The sequence below is a fragment of the Bacteroidota bacterium genome (assembly GCA_039714315.1).
Classification (GTDB): domain Bacteria; phylum Bacteroidota; class Bacteroidia; order Flavobacteriales; family JADGDT01; genus JADGDT01.
In genome coordinates, this window is the sequence record JBDLJM010000053.1 from 1 (window position 1) to 19,020 (window position 19,020).

At 35.6% G+C, this 19,020-nt stretch carries 16 protein-coding genes; 9 read left to right on the top strand and 7 right to left on the bottom strand.

Annotation, left to right across the window (positions count from 1 at the left end):
* On the bottom strand, positions 1 to 347 hold a 347-nt coding region (locus ABFR62_07090), incomplete at its 3' end, for a gluconate 2-dehydrogenase subunit 3 family protein (GenBank protein MEN8138180.1).
* Position 348: 1 nt separating this feature from the next.
* Complete coding sequence (locus ABFR62_07095; protein MEN8138181.1) at positions 349 to 2,055, bottom strand: GMC family oxidoreductase; 1,707 nt, start codon at positions 2,053 to 2,055, stop codon at positions 349 to 351.
* Between the two features lie 507 nt (positions 2,056 to 2,562).
* Here ABFR62_07095 and ffh point away from each other — a divergent pair.
* Entirely contained in the window at positions 2,563 to 3,900 is a 1,338-nt protein-coding gene (gene ffh / locus ABFR62_07100) for a signal recognition particle protein (protein MEN8138182.1), read from the top strand.
* A gap of 97 nt (positions 3,901 to 3,997) precedes the next feature.
* Here the strand turns inward: ffh and ABFR62_07105 are convergent, their stop codons facing one another.
* Positions 3,998 to 5,152 carry a histidine decarboxylase gene (locus ABFR62_07105; protein MEN8138183.1) on the bottom strand — a complete coding sequence of 385 codons (1,155 nt, stop codon included), beginning with the start codon at positions 5,150 to 5,152 and terminating at the stop codon, positions 3,998 to 4,000.
* A gap of 170 nt (positions 5,153 to 5,322) precedes the next feature.
* On the opposite strand from ABFR62_07105, the gene ABFR62_07110 reads away from it, so the two are divergent.
* Positions 5,323 to 5,775, top strand: coding sequence for an Lrp/AsnC family transcriptional regulator (locus ABFR62_07110; GenBank protein MEN8138184.1), 453 nt, complete (start codon positions 5,323 to 5,325; stop codon positions 5,773 to 5,775).
* Between the two features lie 43 nt (positions 5,776 to 5,818).
* On the opposite strand, the gene ABFR62_07115 is transcribed toward ABFR62_07110, so the two are convergent.
* A complete protein-coding gene (locus tag ABFR62_07115) occupies positions 5,819 to 7,279 on the bottom strand; it encodes a hypothetical protein (protein MEN8138185.1) in 1,461 nt (486 codons plus the stop codon).
* Between the two features lie 366 nt (positions 7,280 to 7,645).
* Here ABFR62_07115 and ABFR62_07120 point away from each other — a divergent pair, with 366 nt between their 5' ends.
* Entirely contained in the window at positions 7,646 to 7,897 is a 252-nt protein-coding gene (locus tag ABFR62_07120; protein ID MEN8138186.1) for a type B 50S ribosomal protein L31, read from the top strand.
* A gap of 309 nt (positions 7,898 to 8,206) precedes the next feature.
* A complete protein-coding gene (locus ABFR62_07125; protein MEN8138187.1) occupies positions 8,207 to 9,379 on the top strand; it encodes a GlmU family protein in 1,173 nt (390 codons plus the stop codon).
* Between the two features lie 78 nt (positions 9,380 to 9,457).
* Here the strand turns inward: ABFR62_07125 and dapF are convergent, their stop codons facing one another.
* The gene (dapF, locus tag ABFR62_07130; protein MEN8138188.1) at positions 9,458 to 10,237 is read right to left on the bottom strand and encodes a diaminopimelate epimerase; all 780 of its coding nucleotides are present in this window, start codon (positions 10,235 to 10,237) and stop codon (positions 9,458 to 9,460) included.
* A gap of 368 nt (positions 10,238 to 10,605) precedes the next feature.
* Here dapF and ABFR62_07135 point away from each other — a divergent pair, with 368 nt between their 5' ends.
* The 5 genes from ABFR62_07135 to ABFR62_07155 all read left to right on the top strand — a co-directional run bounded on the left by ABFR62_07135 (position 10,606) and on the right by ABFR62_07155 (position 16,549).
* Complete coding sequence (locus tag ABFR62_07135; GenBank protein MEN8138189.1) at positions 10,606 to 12,030, top strand: trypsin-like peptidase domain-containing protein; 1,425 nt, start codon at positions 10,606 to 10,608, stop codon at positions 12,028 to 12,030.
* Positions 12,031 to 12,151: 121 nt separating this feature from the next.
* Positions 12,152 to 13,618 (top strand): glyceraldehyde-3-phosphate dehydrogenase, encoded by a 1,467-nt coding sequence (locus ABFR62_07140; protein ID MEN8138190.1) that lies wholly within the window; start codon positions 12,152 to 12,154, stop codon positions 13,616 to 13,618.
* Positions 13,619 to 13,991: 373 nt separating this feature from the next.
* Positions 13,992 to 14,306, top strand: a complete 315-nt coding sequence (locus ABFR62_07145) for a hypothetical protein (GenBank protein ID MEN8138191.1) — start codon at positions 13,992 to 13,994, stop codon at positions 14,304 to 14,306.
* Between the two features lie 225 nt (positions 14,307 to 14,531).
* Positions 14,532 to 16,211: a formate--tetrahydrofolate ligase gene (locus ABFR62_07150; protein MEN8138192.1), complete on the top strand. Its 1,680-nt coding sequence runs from the start codon at positions 14,532 to 14,534 to the stop codon at positions 16,209 to 16,211.
* Between the two features lie 95 nt (positions 16,212 to 16,306).
* Positions 16,307 to 16,549, top strand: a complete 243-nt coding sequence (locus tag ABFR62_07155; protein MEN8138193.1) for a DNA-binding protein — start codon at positions 16,307 to 16,309, stop codon at positions 16,547 to 16,549.
* 110 nt (positions 16,550 to 16,659) lie between these two features.
* On the opposite strand, the gene ABFR62_07160 is transcribed toward ABFR62_07155, so the two are convergent.
* Entirely contained in the window at positions 16,660 to 17,733 is a 1,074-nt protein-coding gene (locus ABFR62_07160) for a cytochrome-c peroxidase (GenBank protein ID MEN8138194.1), read from the bottom strand.
* A gap of 176 nt (positions 17,734 to 17,909) precedes the next feature.
* Positions 17,910 to 18,620 (bottom strand): TIGR00730 family Rossman fold protein, encoded by a 711-nt coding sequence (locus ABFR62_07165; protein MEN8138195.1) that lies wholly within the window; start codon positions 18,618 to 18,620, stop codon positions 17,910 to 17,912.
* Positions 18,621 to 19,020 lie beyond the last annotated feature (400 nt).

Sequence of the window (19,020 nt, forward strand, 5' to 3'; positions counted from 1 at the left end):
TCTTTTGGGAATCCTTTTTTTGCATCTTTGTTATATAACAATTCAAATTTATTTATAAAGGCTTCAGCACCCAGTCTGAATATTTGTTGTTCTTCAGGCGAATTGGTGTTTATCAGCATCTTGTCTGTAAACTTACTGAGAAATAAATCCATTACGGTATTTTTTTCGCTGTTGGGTATTATTATTTCAACCAGATTATTAATAACATAGAGTTCTTTTCTGTTAAAAAAATAGATGTCGTTTTTTTTCGAGCCGCTGCACGAATTGAATACTTGTAGTATAGTTGTAGAACTGATAGCATAACCGAGTCCCAGACTGATATTTTTTATTGCATCTCTTCTATTCATACTATAATTTTCCTTCTTTTATTTGTTTTGCAGCATGGTTTGCAGCTCTTGCACTAAGAGCCATATATGTTAAGGAAGGATTTTGACTTCCCGAAGATACCATACATGAACCATCCGTTACATATACATTTTTTACAGCATGAATCTGATTGTATTTGTTTAAAACCGATTTTTTTGGATCGTTCCCCATACGGGCAGTTCCCATTTCGTGAATGGCATTTCCGGGGAAACTAGGTTCGTCAAATCCTTCGACATTGTAAAATCCGGCTTCTTTAAACATTTTAACTGCTTCTTTTTTTATGTCTTCCCTCATCAGCTTTTCGTTCTCCTTAAATTCACAGTCAAAAGTAACGGTAGGTAGTCCCCATTCGTCTTTGTTTTTATAGTCGAGAGTTATTTTGTTTTCGTAATACGGAAGATGTTCACCATATCCGGTCATTTCAATCTTCCAGGGGCCCGGTTTGGTCATTTCTTCTTTTAACTTGTTTCCAAAAGAAAAATTATTTAATGCTCTTCTCCAGTCCAAACGGCGTGCACTGCCCTGAAAAGAATAACCTCCTTTGTAATTTTGTTTACTTTCTACATTTCCGAGATTCCTGAATCGTGGGATATGAAAACTGCCTGGTCGGCTGCCATTGGATGTTTTATTTTCGAAACCATTAACTATAGCTCTGGCACCGACTTTAAAATGATGATCCATTAGATTGTGTCCTAACTGACCGCTGTCGTTACCCATCCCGTTAGGAAACCTTTCCGACTTAGACTGCATTAATAGACTTGTAGAAGCAACTGTAGATGCACATAGGAAAATCACTTTTGCATTATAAACAGTAACTTTTTTGTTAATTGCATCAATTACTTTAACACCTGATGCTTTTTGAGTTTCAGGATCATAGATGATTTCTGTTACAATCGAATCGGGTTTAAGAGTTAGATTGCCGGTACGTTCGGCTGAAGGCAGGGTAGAGGAGTTGCTGCTAAAATATCCTCCCAGAGTACATCCCCTGATACACTTGTTCCTGTATAAGCATTTAGATCGTCCTTCGTGAACTTTATCTCCGGTAATATGAGCAAACCTGCCTATGGTTAATCGACGGTCTTTATATTTTATTTCGAGTTGTTTTTTTAATTCTTTCTCAGCGCAATTAAGGTCAAATGGTGGTGATAAATGCTGATCGGGAAAGTGTTTCATGTTAAGATTTTCTCCACTTACACCAATATATTTTTCAACTTTAGTATACCAGGGATCTATGTCTTTATATCTGATTGGCCAATCTATTCCAATTCCTTCACGTTTATTTGATGTGAATTCCAAATTACTTAGTCTTAGGGCTTGTCTACCCCATGTTATCGATCTCCCTCCTACATGGTAGCCTCTAATCCAGTCGAATCTTTTTACCTCATTGTATGGGTGTTTTAAATCATCAACAAACCAGTGTCTGGATTCTTCATTAGTCGCATATCCGGTTCTGTTTTGTTTTTGTTGTTTGGCGAGATTTTTAGTGTCCGGTTTATTTCTGAATTCAAAGTCCCATACTTCTTTTTCGGCAGTGGGGTAATCTTTTATATGTTCAACCATTCTACCTCTTTCGAGGACTAATGTCTTTAACCCATTTTCACATAATTCTTTTGCAGCCCATCCTCCTGAAATTCCGCTTCCAATTACTATAGCATCGAATTTAGTATTGTTCAAATTATTTTTTGTCATTAGTGAAATTGAAACAGTAATTTTTTTACTGAACAAATTTATTCTTTTTGAGAGTTTCAGACAGGTGAAAAAAATCAATAAAATGGAGGGTAAATTAGTGAAAGTGGGTGCTTTTTATGGAAATGGAAAAAAATGGTTTATAAAAATTGTAAAAATTCACCATTTTCTATTTAATAAAGTTTAGGACTAATATTGTAATATCACATAGGAAATAAATTGATCCGTTATAAGTTAAGTCATTTCCTGGGAGGTTTAAAAATTATGCACATCATAACATAACCTAAACAGGAATAAATTGTCATCTTTCCCCTCAGTTAATTTTATTAACCCATTAATGTTGTAAATAATAGCTGTTTATTTAGGAGATGTTATTCCCTGTATATCAGTAAATTTAAGTTTTTAATAAGAAAATCATAATCTTAGCGAATTAATTGTCCAGTTTTTCCTATTGTAGTTTTAAAAGCTCATAGATATTGTTACTTTTGCAGCCAGAAAATTTTAATAGGTATGTTTGATAATTTTAGTGATAAGTTAGATAAGGCGTTACATGTACTTAAAGGTCATGGTAAGATTACGGAAGTAAATGTTGCAGAGACATTAAAGGAAGTAAGACGTGCTTTATTGGATGCTGATGTTAACTTTAAGATTGCAAAGGATTTTACTAATAGAGTAAAAGAAAGAGCACTTGGATCTGAGGTGTTGACTTCATTACAGCCGGGTCAGTTAATGGTGAAAATCGTTAAGGATGAATTGACTCAGTTGATGGGGGGTGACAGTGTAGGGATTAATCTTAGTGAAACACCATCTGTTATACTTATTGCAGGTTTACAGGGATCGGGTAAAACTACTTTTTCTGGAAAACTGGCAAACTATTTAAAATCGAAGAAAAGCAAGACTCCTTTATTGGTTGCCGGTGATGTATATCGTCCTGCTGCAATAGAGCAGTTGAAGGTTTTAGGTGAACAGGTGGGTGTTCCTGTATATACAGAAGAGGGAAGTAAAGATCCTGTATCAATAGCTAAAAATGCCTTAAAATTCGCAGCTGAAAATGGGAATAATCTTGTTATAATAGATACCGCGGGACGTTTAGCCATCGATGAAGAAATGATGAGCGAGATTAAAAACGTTCACACTGCAATTAAACCGCAGGAAACACTTTTTGTAGTTGACTCAATGACGGGGCAGGATGCTGTTAACACTGCAAAGGCCTTCAACGATGTGTTGGATTTCAACGGGGTTGTACTTACAAAATTAGATGGTGATACCAGAGGTGGTGCTGCATTGTCGATTAAGTCTGTAGTAAATAAGCCAATTAAGTTTATTTCAACAGGTGAGAAAATGGATGCTCTTGATGTGTTCTATCCTGAGCGTATGGCAGATCGTATACTTGGTATGGGTGATGTTGTTTCGTTGGTTGAAAGAGCTCAGGAACAATATGACGAAGAGGAAGCCAGAAGAATTCAAAAGAAAATTGCTAAAGATCAATTCGATTTTGAAGATTTCATGAAGCAGATCCAACAAATCAAGAAAATGGGTAACATGAAAGATTTGTTAGGGATGATTCCCGGAGCCGGAAAAGCTTTAAAAGATATAGATATCGATGATGATGCCTTTAAAGGAATTGAGGCAATTATTCAGTCTATGACCCCTAAAGAACGCCATTTTCCAAAAACGATAAATGGTAGTCGTAAAAAACGTATTGCAAAAGGTTCGGGATCATCTATTCAGGATGTGAACAGGCTGTTGAAACAGTTTACTGATATGAGTAAAATGATGAAAATGATGCAGGGAGGCGGAATGGCAAAATTGTCTAAAATGATGGGTGGAGCTAAAGGAATGAGATAAATAATAAGTTTATATATACAAAAAGCCGAAGTTTTTATGCTTCGGCTTTTTTTAGGACTAGTCAATTTAAATATTGATTTAATTAATTATACCCCCCTTAAGCACTTTTTTTATACTCTGAATTATTCTTTCTTTTTATTGAGGGTATTATATCATTCAATATTTCATCAATTTTTTCATATGGAGTGTTTGGCATTAAAATAAGGTGAGTAGTGTCTCTTTCAGTTGCTAATTGCCACTTTTCAATAACATCTTGTTCCGGAGCAGGAAGTACAACAGTAATAGAGTTATTGTTGCGCAGAACATTTATTTCATTTTCTTTTAACTTATTAAAAGTGTATTCTGCTTTTTTCAAACTATCATTAACTCTCTCTTGCAATCCTTCTTTGCCAAGGCTTTTTATTGCATACCACCATACCAATGGACTAAATCCGTTTCTTGAGCCCGGTATTGTAGTATCGTCGCTTCCTATGTAAGCAATAGATTTTGAAATTCGGTCGATGTTATTTTTCTTGGCAATTACAACACCTGAAGGTATTGGTGACCCCAGGAACTTATGACCGCTAATAGAAATACTATCTGCTCCATCTTTGAAATCAAAATTAGGTTTAGGATCTAAGAAAGGAGCTATCATTCCCGATAGGGCTCCGTCGGCATGAATGTAATAGTCCTCAATCGCCAGATCATCCATTATTTCTTTTATCTTACTCAGGTCGTCTTTAGCTTCGGTCATGGTAGTCCCAATGTTAGCAAAGATAATTGGCGGCATATGTCTGTTTCTCGCAATGGTATCTTTTAGGTCGTTATAATCTATTTCTCCATTGTTTTGTGATTTAATTACAACCCTTTGCATGTTTAGTATTCTGAGGTTCTTGTTTACAGAATAATGTGTGTTTTGAGAAAAATATACCATCCCTTTAGGGTAAAGTTCTCTTGCAAGATATAGACCGTACATATTTCCTTCCGATCCACCGTTGGTGACATAGCCCCACCAGTTATTTTTTGGAGCACGTAATAAGTCGGCCATGAATTCTATTACTTCACGTTCCATCTCTCTTGAATCAACTTTCCATGTAGAAGGCATAAATGGATCTCCAAGGTTGTTAATTGGGAATTTTAAGAACTTGTTCAGTTCTTCGTAGTTAAAGTCTTTAGAAACCGGATACCCTAAAAAGTTTTCAGTGTGATTCTTGATGGCCTCATAAAGGTTATCTAGCTTTTGTTTATCTTTTGTGTTGAGTTCTGTATTCATACTGTTTGTATTATTCTATAGGCGTAAAGTTATTAATACTGAGTTGTATTTAGTTGTTTGTTCTTGTATATGTTGATTAATTAGAAAATAAAACTAATAATGCGGGTAAATAAATGAAAAAACAATAATTTTGTTATAGTTTAAATATTGATTCGGAAAATTATTCTATTATGGATGAAATTGACAAGAAAATTCTCGGAGCATTGCAAAAAGATGCACGAATGACCATGAAGGAGCTGGCAAATGAAGTTGGGATTTCAACAACTCCAGTTTATGAAAGGGTTAAACGGTTGCAGCGTAATGGTACTTTGAGCTTTAAGGCTGTTGTTGATAAGAAAAAGGTGGGATATTCAATGATTGTTTTTTGTCAGGTTACGTTGAACAGTCACGAGATCGACACGATAAATAACTTCGAAAAGCGAATAAATTCTTTGCCGGAGATAGTAGAAAGTTATCACACAGCCGGAAGTTTCGATTATTTACTGAAAGTTATTGTAAAAGATATGAATCATTATCAGTCATTTTTAGTCGAAAAATTATCCTCTACAAAAGTTATGGCTAATATTCAGAGTGTATTTGTAATGAGTGAAAAGAAGGTTTCCTTCGATGTACCCATAGTTTAGGCAGGAGTATAACTGTTGCATTATTTACTGAAGGGAAGTTGCTCTATTCTTTAGTTTCTTCTTTTACTGCATTTTGATAAGCTCCCAAATCAATCTGGCCCGGTTTGTTTCTTTGTTTTTTCAGAATATCGAATGGTACATCGTTGGCAATTTCTAACTTTCCTGAACCAACAGCAGCAGATTCATCTGTTATTCTCATATCGTTGATATATTCATCCCAGAAATGAGGTTCTTCGTTTATTATTGTGTTTTCAAATAATGGATTACCTTCAATCTCAAAATCTAATTCCTTATCTCTGTTTGTATACTTTATTAAGTTGTTTTCAAATTTGTAATTGAAGTTAGCATTATTGTTTCCCGAAAGTACTAACTCATCCTGATTATTACCGTATATTATACAATTACCAAAATATGCTTCGTCCAGATTTCTCGAAATAATTGAACCTTCATTACTTTCATACCAGTTACTGATAAAAACCGAAGGTGTTTGACGCACTGAGTTACTCCAGTAGTTGGCAAATGTAGAGTGTTTAAAATTGTATTTACCTCCAATTTGCAGTGCCAACGAAGTTCGTCCGCAGTTGCTTATTACTATGTTCTCTCCTTCTATATGTGATCCCTGCGCCAAAACTCCAACTATGCTTTGATTGTAAATTTGTGTATTCAACAATTTTAGAGTAGGATTTGTAGAGTTTCCTATTGAGTCTGCTCTTACCCCAATTTGACCGTTTTTGATTATAGCATAATCAATTATATTATCCTTTGAAGCCGGATAAAGCCAAATCATTCCCCATTGACCGGGAACATCGGTGTAAGCGGGTTCCAGTCTGTCTCCTTCAAAAACAACTTCGTTGTCGAGTTCACCATGAACCCTGAGACTTGCATCTTTATATACTATTAATCCCGAATTGTTGTGGAAGTGGATTCTCGATCCTGCCTGAATATCGAGAGTTTTTGCAGAATCAACTACAGCATATCCGTATATTACATATGGTTTTTCATTTGTCCACAGATCTTTATTTACAACAAAAAAAGATTCTCCTTTTGGAGGATACAGAAATTCGGCATCCTGAACCAGGGTGACCAGTTTTACATCTTGTTGAAATGTATTTGTGCTAAAAACTATTGAGTCGGTATATAAAGGATTTGTTACCTGATTATAGTCGATAGTAGTTTCTATAAATATAAATATACTGTCTTTAGGTGCAATTTCAATGTCATTTTGAATGTTACCGCTTCGTCCGTCGATGTTTATTCTGTACAAAGAAGCATCGCCACGACCTAATTTAACTTCAGGGATATTTACCCATTCATCCTCCTGATTGTAAACTTTCAGTACTCTGGTTGATGAACCAATATTTGTAAAAACTGTATCGAGGTAGATGGTATCTGAAGAGAATTTAAGATTTGTGCTTGCCTGTTTTGCATTAAAATCTTTTCTGCACGAAGAAAAAGCAAGTACTGTAAGTAGAATTGTGATATATATAAGTTGACTTTTCTTCATTGATATTTATTCTTTTGATGATATTAAGAATTGCCTGGCGAAGATATAGTTTTCGGGTGAAAGCTCAAAGTTGATTTCCCGGATTACAGTAATTAGGTGTTATGGTTTATATATGATTCCGGAGACTGTTAATTTGGCTAAAATAAGTGTTTGTAAATCGATTTTTTGTATTAAATTTGCAGCGCTCTATTTTAGAGGTCAAATGTGGTGTTTGGCTTTCTATATTTTATAGATCCCAACTTACCTGAGGGATTCTGTAAATTTTAATAGCATTAACTTAAAAAAAGTTTTTGCCATATAAGAATTATTAACTATTTTTGCAGTCCGAAAAAAGAAAAAAAGGATTTTAAAGAAATACGATAGAAAATGAAAAAAGGAATCCATCCAGAAAATAATAGAGTTGTTGCCTTCAAAGATATGTCGAATGGCGAAACTTGGTTGACTAAGTCAACAGTTGAAACTACTGACAAAATCGAAGTAGAAGGAGTTGAGTATGATTTAGTGAAATTAGAGATCTCTAACACATCTCACCCGTTCTATACAGGTAAAACTAAATTGGTTGATACGGCAGGACGTATTGATAAATTCAAGAACAAATACGCGAAATTCAAAAAGTAATTTTGCTTATAACATATATAAAAGCCTCCCGAATTGGGGGGCTTTTTTTATGGGGTAAATTTAAAGTCTAAATCGACATCAGGAGATTCACCGAGCAACCGCTGAAAGCGAAAGTGCCAGCGAGGTAAAGTTTAAAGTTATGCACGGGTGATGGTTTCTGAGTCTGTTTACTGACAGGAGTAGAAGGGAAGGTTCAAAAGTTTTTCTCTTCCGATTTTTTGAGATTAAGTCTATGATATTTGTAGAGCTTGCTTATATTTGAGCTGTGGAAAACAGAGCATGTGCAGTGTTCGCAAATTTAAAATCTTAATGAATTACATTTTATTTGATGGTGAAAGCAGAAATGATCTTTTGCCATTGACCTATACCCGCCCGGTCGCGGATTTACGCGTTGGGATATTGACTATTCGCGAAAAGTGGGAAAAGTATCTTGGCTATACTACAACAACATTAACTGAGGATTATTTAAGTGCTAAGTATCCTTTGGTAGAAGCCGAAATAAACTTAATGATTAACTCTTCTTTTTGTCCTACAGAAAAACTTGTAGATCTTTGTAAAACTCTAAATAAAAGAGAGGCTGTTTATTGTAATGATCAGCTTGTTGCATTTGTGTCTGTAGAGGATGAAGAGCCGGTATTAGCAGAGTATAAAAGAATTGATTTCGCAGGAGAGTTAATTGAGATTAACTATCCCTGGGATATATTTAAAAATAATGCGCAGGCTTTAAAGAATGATTTTGAACTGATTACGAAAGGAAGGGTTTCACAGCCTATTAGCGAAACAAATAGAGTTTTAAATCCGGATTTAATTTTTATAGAGGAAGGTGCCGAAGTAGAGTTTGCAATTCTAAATGCCAAAGATGCACCAATCTATATTGGAAAGAATGCTAAAATTTTAGAAAATGTATCTGTACGCGGAGGACTTGCACTTTGCGATCACAGTGTTATAAAAATGGGTGCTAAAATTTACGGAGCTACTACAGTTGGACCTTATTCTACAGTTGGAGGTGAGGTGAAAAATACTGTTTTAACAGGTTATTCAAATAAGGGACATGAAGGATACCTTGGAGATGCAGTTCTTGGTGAATGGTGTAACTTAGGAGCTGATACGAATAACTCTAACCTAAAAAATAATTACGAAGAGGTTAAAGCCTGGAATTATCCCGAAGGTAGATTTATCCCGACAGGTCAACAGTTTTGTGGTTTAATAATGGGCGACCATTCCAAAACAGGAATTAATACCATGCTAAACACCGGTACTGTGGTTGGAGTTAGTGCAAATATATTTGGAGCAGGATTCCCGAGAAATTTTATTCCGTCTTTCAGTTGGGGAGGATCAGGAAAATCTATCACTTATCGTTCTGATAAAGCTATAGCTACAGCGAAATTAGTAATGGAAAGGAAAGGGGTTGAATTTACAGAAACCGATAAAGATATATTTCAACATATTTGTGAAGAAAGTTCACGGTATAGGAGAGGATAAGGAGTCGGAAGTCAGGAGTCGGAAGACAGAAGTTTAAAGTCGATGAGGCATTCCCGTCTTCCGTCTTCCGTCTTCCAACTATACCTCAATTTCGCCGCTAAAAACAAAAGTAGCGGGTCCTTTAAGGAAAACATCTTCGAACCCGTTATCTACAGGGGTGAACGAAACTTCCATATTACCGCCTTCTACATTTATTTTAACGGTGTTATTATTTAGTATACCTTCTTTATATGCCGATAGGGCTACGGCTGTAACGCCTGTGCCGCATGCCAGAGTTTCTGCTTCAACACCCCGCTCAAAGGTTCTGACCTTTATTGTATTGTTACCAAGATTTTCTGCAAAATTCACGTTTGTTCCTTCTTCAAAATACGGAGCACCGTTTCTGATTTCGGAACCTTTTTTCTGAACATCCAGTTCGGCAACACCACTCATGAATTCGACGTGATGGGGAGATCCGGTATTTAGAAAATAGTGATCCTGATTTTCTACAACAAAATCTACATTCATCATCTTTAAATTAACTAACTCGTTCTCAAAAGTAGCTTCATGTTCCCCGTCAACGGCAATAAATTTTGTTGAACCTTTTATTAGTTCCATTTGCTTTGCAAAGGCAACACAGCATCGGCCACCATTACCGCACATTGTACCTTCGAATCCGTCAGCGTTGTAATAAATCATTCTGAAATCGTAGTTGTTGTCAGGTTCAAGTAGTATCAATCCGTCACCACCAACACCAAACCTGCGGTCGCACAGTTTTTCTACAAGTTTGTTGTCACCTTTAGGAAACCCTAAATCCATGTTGTTGATCATAACAAAATCGTTGCCGGCCCCCTGATATTTATAAAATTTGATTTTCATATTGCTTGTTTCATTTTCAAAAAAAATCACCCTCCGTAATTCTTAATATGTTTCCATGAGAAGTGATTGCTTCTACAAAAGTATTTATTTCAGGCATTAAATCATTACTTACACAATAAAGTTAAAAAATGTTAAGTATTTAAAATATGATAATATTTTTTGCGAATTTTAGTTTTAATATAAGATGAATTTGCGTGAGGGATAGAGCGGTTACCCCGCAGAGAGTCATTGCTTTGTGAAACAAAAGTGATGGCGATCGAGGAGTATGAGCGAAAGCCCGACCTTTGTAGCATTTAACACAGGATGCTGTTTATTAAGATTTTTTATTGCTACAAAGGGCACGCCCTAAATATAAAAACTATAAACAAATGAATTTTAAGAATATTCTATTTGCCGTTACAATTTCAGTAATTACTGCAGGAGTTACAGTTTATCTTATTGATAAAAAAGATATTGAGCTTGTAAAAGAATCTGTAGGTACTCCGGTGTCATTTGTGAGTAATTCAAGGAATAATATGTCGCCTTCTAATTTTACGAAGGCAGCCGAGTCGACTGTTAATGCAGTAGTACATGTTACAAATGTTATGGAAGGTTCTCAAAGAAGAAGGTCTGATTTAGATTTTTTCTGGGGCGGTGGGTCTCAGCAACGTTCACAGCCAATGGTGGGTAGTGGATCAGGAGTTATTATTACTCAGGATGGCTATATAGTTACTAATAATCACGTAATAGAAAAATCACAGTCGATCGAAGTTACTTTGAATAATCAGAAGAGATACACTGCAAAAATAATAGGTACAGATCCGAAAACTGATATTGCTCTTTTGAAAATAGAAGCCGATAAATTACCTAATATCACCCTGTCTGATTCCGATAATATCAGATTAGGTGAGTGGGTATTGGCTGTAGGGAATCCTTTTAATTTAACATCAACTGTAACGGCTGGAATAATCAGTGCTATAGGCAGGGATATTCGCCTTTTGGGACAATCGGGGATAGAGTCGTTTATCCAGACCGATGCTGCTGTAAATCCCGGTAATAGCGGGGGAGCATTGGTGAATACTAATGGGGATTTAATTGGGATAAATACAGCAATTTCTACTCACACGGGGTCTTTTGAGGGCTATTCTTTTGCGGTACCGTCTAATATTGTGAAAAAAGTAGTAGAAGATTTAATAGAATACGGACAGGTTCAAAGAGCATATCTGGGAATAAATATTCATGAGTTAAATAATGAAGCGGCAAAGCGATTAGAGGTAAAAGATACTGAAGGTATTTATATAAGTGGCTTTTCAGATTCCGGATTTGCAAGTGAAAGCGGATTAGCAATAGGAGATGTGATTTATAAAATAGATAATAAAAATATTAAAACTTTTGCTGATTTACGAGGTTATCTTGCATCTAAAAGACCCGGAGATGATGTAAATGTAAAAGTTAAAAGAGGTGGCAATAAAGAAACATTAAGAGTTAAACTTACTAATTCGTATGGAACAACTGAGTTAAATAAATTAGAAGAAAAAGATGTATTAGAAATGCTAAATGCCGATTTTAAACCTTTGAGCGACAAGGAAAAGTATCAGTTAGGAGTAAGAGCAGGTGTAAAGGTTCTAAATATTGGTGATGGGTTATTACGTAAGGCTGGGATAAAAGATGGTTTTATTATACTAATAATCAATAAGCAGTGGGTAAGAAGTAAAGAAGATATAGAACGTATAATATCAGGGAATGATAAGGCTGTTTTAATGGAGGTAGTAAATAATGAAGGTTATGTTGATTATTATGCCGTCAAAATGTAATAAAGTGTAAATTTAACACAATAAAAGCGCTGTAAATCAGCGCTTTATTTTTTAGTTTTTTCTTTTGTAATTGGGTGCTCATATATAGATTTGCCGGACAACAACAATAACAACAACAATAATGCAATTAGTGAAGACCGAGGAAAAATTCTTTGAAAAAGAATTATCTCAACAGGCTGAAAAAAGAAAGGCAGCCGTGGAGTTTATAAAAATTGTAAACGACCTGTGGTTCGATAAATCAATCGAACTTTTATTATTCAGAAACCAGTTGATGGATATCAATGTTAGTGAGGTTTTAAACTTACAGGAATATGCACGTAAGTTTGTAAATAAACCAATTAACATTCATAATACTCTTTCAATTGCAAAAGAGATAGCTAAGCTGAATCTCCATCCATCAAGAATAGACATAGGTAAATTAGCATATGAGCATGCCTTGGAGGAGGATAAATATGAAACATGTGCTCATTTTGTGATGGACAAACTGGTTGACATACTCAAGCAGAAAAAAAGTCCTATTTCGCCAAAAGATGTAGTCCTATATGGTTTTGGTAGAATCGGGCGTTTATTGGCCAGAGAGCTGATGCTTCATGCCGGAAGGGGTGAGCAGTTAAGGTTACGTGCAATAGTTACCAGAGGGGTAATAGATGAAAAAAATCTTGAAAAAAGAGCTGCACTTTTGAGGAATGACTCTGTGCACGGACATTTTCCCGGAACTGTAGTTACCGATATTGATAAAAAGGCTCTGATTATAGATGGCACAACTGTATTTATGATTAGCGCTGATAACCCTGATAAAGTTGACTATACAAAATATGGCATTAATGATGCGCTTGTGATAGACAATTCGGGAGCATTTAGGAATAAAAGTGCTTTAGGTCGTCATTTAAAGTCAAAAGGGGCTGCTAAAGTTCTGTTAACTGCACCTGCAAAAGGAGTTCCTAATATTGTATATGGTGTAAATCACGAAGAATTTAATAATAAGGAGAATGATATATGGTCGGCAGCTTCATGTACAACCAATGCAATAAGTCCAGTCTTAAAAGTAATTGAAGATAATTTAGGTGTAGAAAAGGGACACGTAGAAACCATTCATTCATATACGAATGATCAGAATCTTGTTGACAATATGCATGGTAAATACCGTAGGGGCAGGGCAGCAGCCGTAAATATGGTTATTACTGAGACCGGAGCCGGTAAAGCCGTTTCAAAGGCTATTCCGTCGCTTGAAGGAAAACTTACCTCTAATGCAATTAGAGTGCCGGTACCTAACGGTTCCCTGGCAATATTGAATTTAAATATTAGTAAAGAAACAAATATTGAGGATTTAAACAATTTGGTGAAAAAATACTCTCTTGACGGTAAGCTTGTAGAGCAAATTAAATTCTCTCTTAATAATGAATTAGTATCATCAGATATAATTGGTGCTCCAACTCCTGCGATTTTTGACAGTCCTGCTACGATTGTTTCCGAAGATGGTAAGAATATAGTGCTTTATGTTTGGTATGATAACGAATACGGTTACAGCCGTCAGGTTATCAGGTTAGCAAAATACGTTGCAAACGTACGTCGCTACAGATACTATTAATACCAATCACAAAGCAAAATGACCGATATAAATTGCTTCTATTTTCCTTATTCTACATTAAAAAATAGTTCCGTCTAGGCTTAGCCTAGATGCAAAGATTTTTTGCCTCGTCTAAGAAAATTATATTTCAATTTATTTATCAATCATTTTGAATCGTAATTGGTATAATACGTATATTTTCAATTTTCTATTTCTCCCGTATTGAATTTATTCAGTGCGGGAGTTTTTATATTTACCTTATTGAGAAAAACTGTTATTAATGTAAAAAAATATTAATAATTTGTAATTAACTTAAAAATGTATTTGCTTTTTTTAAATTAGCATGGCTTATTATTAAGGGTTTACTATAGCCCGTATTTATACTGGTAATAGAATGATATTAAAGTTAACGATAATTAGTATTCTGGTTTTTGTAATCAATATCCCTTTTGGTTATTGGCGTGCAAATGTTAGGAAGTTTTCTCTTCAATGGGCTTTGGCTATCCATATTCCTGTTCCTTTTATTATTCTCTTAAGGATTTATTCTGATATCGGATTCGCATGGTATACTTATCTGTTTTTGATAAGCGCATTTTTTCTTGGACAAAGATTAGGTGCTTATGTTTTAAAAGGTATGAGTTTGCGCTGTAGCAATACCGGATCCTGTTTAACTATGGATTTGATTAGATGCTATATCAGCCGGAGTTGAGTTATACCAATGCACTTTGATGTGTATTTGATATTATTGTGTTGCACGGGCCTTGCTCAAAGTGAAGTGTTTATTTTGTTTTTAAGTTACATATTTCAATATTATAGTCTATTGCGAATTGATAGGCTTTTATATGATTAAATATATGTCGTTGAATGTTATAAATTATAACAAATTCCATATATTCGTGTGCACTATTTTTAACAACAAATAAACATAAAAATAATGAGTACATATAAATCAGATCTGGAAATAGCCCAGGAAGCCGAAATAAGACATATAACTACTATTGCCGATAAATTAGGTGTAAGTCATGACGACCTTGAGATGTATGGTAAATACAAAGCAAAACTGCCCTTAAGTCTGATAGATGAGGAGAAAGTTAATAAGAGTAATCTTATTCTTGTTACAGCACTGACACCTACTCCGGCCGGGGAAGGAAAAACAACTGTTTCGATTGGTCTTACCGAAGGGATGAATAAAATAGGTAAGAAAACAACGGTAGTATTGAGAGAACCGTCTTTAGGTCCTGTGTTTGGTATTAAGGGTGGTGCTGCCGGTGGTGGTTATTCTCAGGTAATACCGATGGAAGATATTAATCTTCATTTTACAGGTGATTTCTCGGCAGTGGAAAAAGCGAATAACTTATTGGCGGCACTGATAGATAATAACCTACAGAGTAAGAAGAGGAATTTAGGTTTAGATCCCCGTACTATACTTTGGAAGCGTGTAATGGATATGAATGACCGTTCGTTAAGAGATATCACAATTGGTCTTGGAGGTACAATGAACGGAATTCCCCGTCAGGATGGTTTTAATATTACGCCGGCATCAGAAATAATGGCTATTCTCTGTTTGGCAAACGACAGAGAAGATCTTAAAACTAAATTAGGTAATATACTGGTTGGTTTTACCTTTGATAAAAAACCGGTTTATGCCAGAGATTTAAATGCTGTTGGGGCTATGGCAATGCTGTTGAAAGATGCAATTAAGCCAAATTTAGTTCAAACTTTAGAGGGGAATCCTGCAATATTGCACGGAGGACCTTTCGCAAATATTGCTCAGGGAACAAATTCTATTATCGCAACAAAAATGGGACTTTCAAATTCTGATTATGTTGTAACGGAGGCCGGATTTGGTTCAGATCTTGGAGCAGAAAAATTCCTGAATATTAAATGCGGCTATGGTGGGTTGTCGCCTAAAACGATTGTTATAGTTGCAACAATCAGGGCATTGCGTCACCATGGAGGCGTAGCTAAAGATGATATTAATAAGCCAAATGTTTATGCAGTTGAAAAAGGATTTGCAAATCTGGAAAAACATATCGAAAATGCTCAGATGTACGGAATAGAACCGGTTGTAGCGATCAATAAATTTGTAACGGATTCTGATGAAGAAGTAGAGTTGGTAAAAGAACTTTCTGCCAAGATGGGTGTAAAATCTGTTTTATCCGAAGGATGGGAGCACGGTGGAGAAGGAACAACAGAACTTGCTAAAGTTGTTGCAGAAGTTGTAGATAATCAAACGGAAAAGATTACACCGCTTTACAATTGGGACAATAGTATTAAGGGCAAGATTCTGGAAATTTCAGAAAAAACCTATGGAGCCAGAGAGGTTAAATATCTGCCATCTGCAAACAGGAAAATAAAACAGATTTCTGATTTAGGCTTAGATAAATTGCCAATTTGTATGGCCAAAACTCAAAAATCATTTTCCGATGATGAGAAAAAGATAGGCAGGCCGGAAGATTTTATTATCACTGTACGTGATATAGAAATAGCCTCAGGTGCCGGATTTGTGATACCTATTACAGGTAAAATGATGCGTATGCCGGGATTACCTGCTATACCAGCTGCAGAGGGGATGGACATTGATAATGAGGGTAATATTAGCGGATTGTCATAATTATTTTTTAAAATAAATTGAAGAAGTCATCCATTTGGATGACTTTTTTTTTATATATTTAAAGGACATTCTAGTAACTTAAAATTCGTAAAAGTATGACAATAACATTCAACGAACTTAGGCGTATTAAAGATAACCTACCTTCCGGTTCAATTCACAAAATTGCAGATGCACTGAATCTATCCGATGAAAGTGTCAGAAATTATTTTGGTGGTCACGATTTTGATCATGGAAAATCAATGGGAGTCCATATAGAACAGGGTCCTGATGGTGGGATAGTGGAGTTAGATGATGATTCAATATTGTTATTTGCAAAAAGAATAATTGGAGAGAGTTGATACTGATTTTTTCTTTACGTAATTACTAATTGTATTAAAATATAAAGGCTGTTTTAGAATAATGTATTCTGAAACAGCCTTTTTTCCTTACAATAAAGGAATAAGAAAATTTATGATTCACTTAAAACAGCTGGAGCAGTTTTATATTTAGCGTCCACATCTCCTGTCAGAGTGTTCATAAAGGTAACAATGCTTTTTGCCTGCTCGTCCGAAATATCTTTACCCAATTCGGCTTTCCCCATCATCTTAACAACTTCAGACAGGTCTGACATACTTCCGTCGTGCATGTAAGGCCCGGTTTTTTCAATGTTTCTCAATGAAGGAACTTTGAACATAAACTTGTCCATATCGTTTTTAGTTTCCTCATATTTACCCATGTCAACTGTGCCGCTCAAATAATCTTCGTATTTTCCAAATACCGGGAATTTCTGCATCATAGCTCCTCCCAGTACAGGACCTGAATGACATGCTATACAACCCTGGTCGATAAATGTTTTTAAACCTTCTTTTTCTGCGTCGTTAAGAGCTTTATCATCTCCTGCAAGGTATTTGTCGAATTTAGAAGGTGTAATCAATTCTCTTTCAAATACACCAATTGCCTTTTTGATGTTGTCATAAGTAATAGGATCTTTATCATCGGGATAAGCCGCTGCAAACATCTCTTTATAGAAATCTACTTTTTTCAGTCTTTTTACCAAAAAATCTTCTGATGGAATATTCATTTCAACAGGATTTGTAACCGGCATTCCGGCCTGTTCCTCAACATCCTTGGCTCTGCCATCCCAGAATTGGGCAAAATGGAAAGCGGCGTTTAATGTTGTAGGAGAGTTTCTGGTTCCTTTCGACTTTCCGTCATCTCCATCGGAAACAGGTTCGCTGTCAACACCAAAATTGTTTAAATCGTGGCAGGTATTACAGCTTTGTGTCTGGTCTTTCGATAGTCTGTTGTCGAAGTACAAGGCTTGTCCCAAAGCTACTTTTTCGGCAGATGTTGGATTATCCGGGTTTACCGATTCTTCCGGAAGAACCGCAAAAAAAGTATTTGCGCTGGTTTTTAATTCTTTCCATTTTTTATCGGAAGAAGAAACAGGGTCTTTTACAGGATCTTTTTTCTTCTCAGAATCGTTTCCGCAGCTCGTTAAAAATACTGCTGCCAGCCCTAGAGTTAATAAGGAAAATTTCATAACTATGTAAAAATTAAAAGTTTATATAAAAATAGTAAATGAAACTTAATTATCTTTGCTATCTGATTGATATTAATTATGATACTATAGTTATCGGAAATAGAATATTGAGCAGCATACTATATAAAACAGAAAGCTTATTGACTGATTTTTATTGATTTCGACAATGCAACTGCCTAGAAGTTAGGTGATAGATTATATTTTTCATAGAAATTCTCAATTGTTTCCAGTACTTCTTCAGGTGTATCTACAATTGTGATCAGATTCAGATCTTCTGCATTAATATTTTCATATTCGCTAAGTAATGTTGATTTTATCCAATCCAAAAGTCCTGTCCAGAATTTACTTCCAACCAGTATTATAGGGAATTTTCCGATTTTTTTTGTTTGTATTAATGTAAGTGCCTCAAACATTTCGTCTAAAGTGCCAAAACCTCCCGGCATCACAACAAATCCCTGAGAATATTTTACGAACATTACCTTTCGCACAAAGAAATAATCGAACTCTATATTTTTGTCATTATCAATGTAAGGGTTGAAATGCTGCTCAAACGGCAGTTCAATATTCAGACCAACCGATGTTCCTCCTCCTAAGTGGGCTCCTTTATTTCCCGCTTCCATAATACCGGGGCCACCTCCGGTTATTATTCCAAATCCTTTTTGAGTTAAAGTATAGGCTATCTCTTCAGTCAGTTTATATAAGGGATTGTCGTTTTTTGTTCTGGCCGAACCAAAAATTGTGACACAAGGGCCAATTCTGCTCATTTTTTCGAAGCCGTCTACGAACTCCGACATTACTTTAAAAATAGCCCATGAGTCGTTAGATTTTATTTCGTTCCAGGATTTTTGTTTAAACTTTGAATGTATTCTTTTTTCTTCGTTTGTCATGATATATATGTTTTGGCGGGTTTAACGGGCTTTCGGCTGTAGTTATACTTATAAAAATTGTTCATAATCAATTTATGTAAGCTCCTTCCGTCGCTTTCAGAAACTGTTATTCACAAATTTTTATAAGCACAAGCTGCCGCCTCTATCCCTACCCGGGCAGATTATTAGTTATGTAATATAAGAATAAAAGATGAAAGGCTAAAGATGAAAGGCTAAAGATACCTGCCTGCGTGACTCAGTCAGGTAGGAAAGATAAAAGAATAAAGATAAAAGAATAAGGATAAAAGATAAAAGAATAAAGATAAAAGATACCTGCCTGCGTGACCCAGTCAGGCAGGAAAGAGGAAAGATAAAAGCATGCCTTGCGGTTGCCGAGCGGAGACGTGGTAAGCGGTGGTGC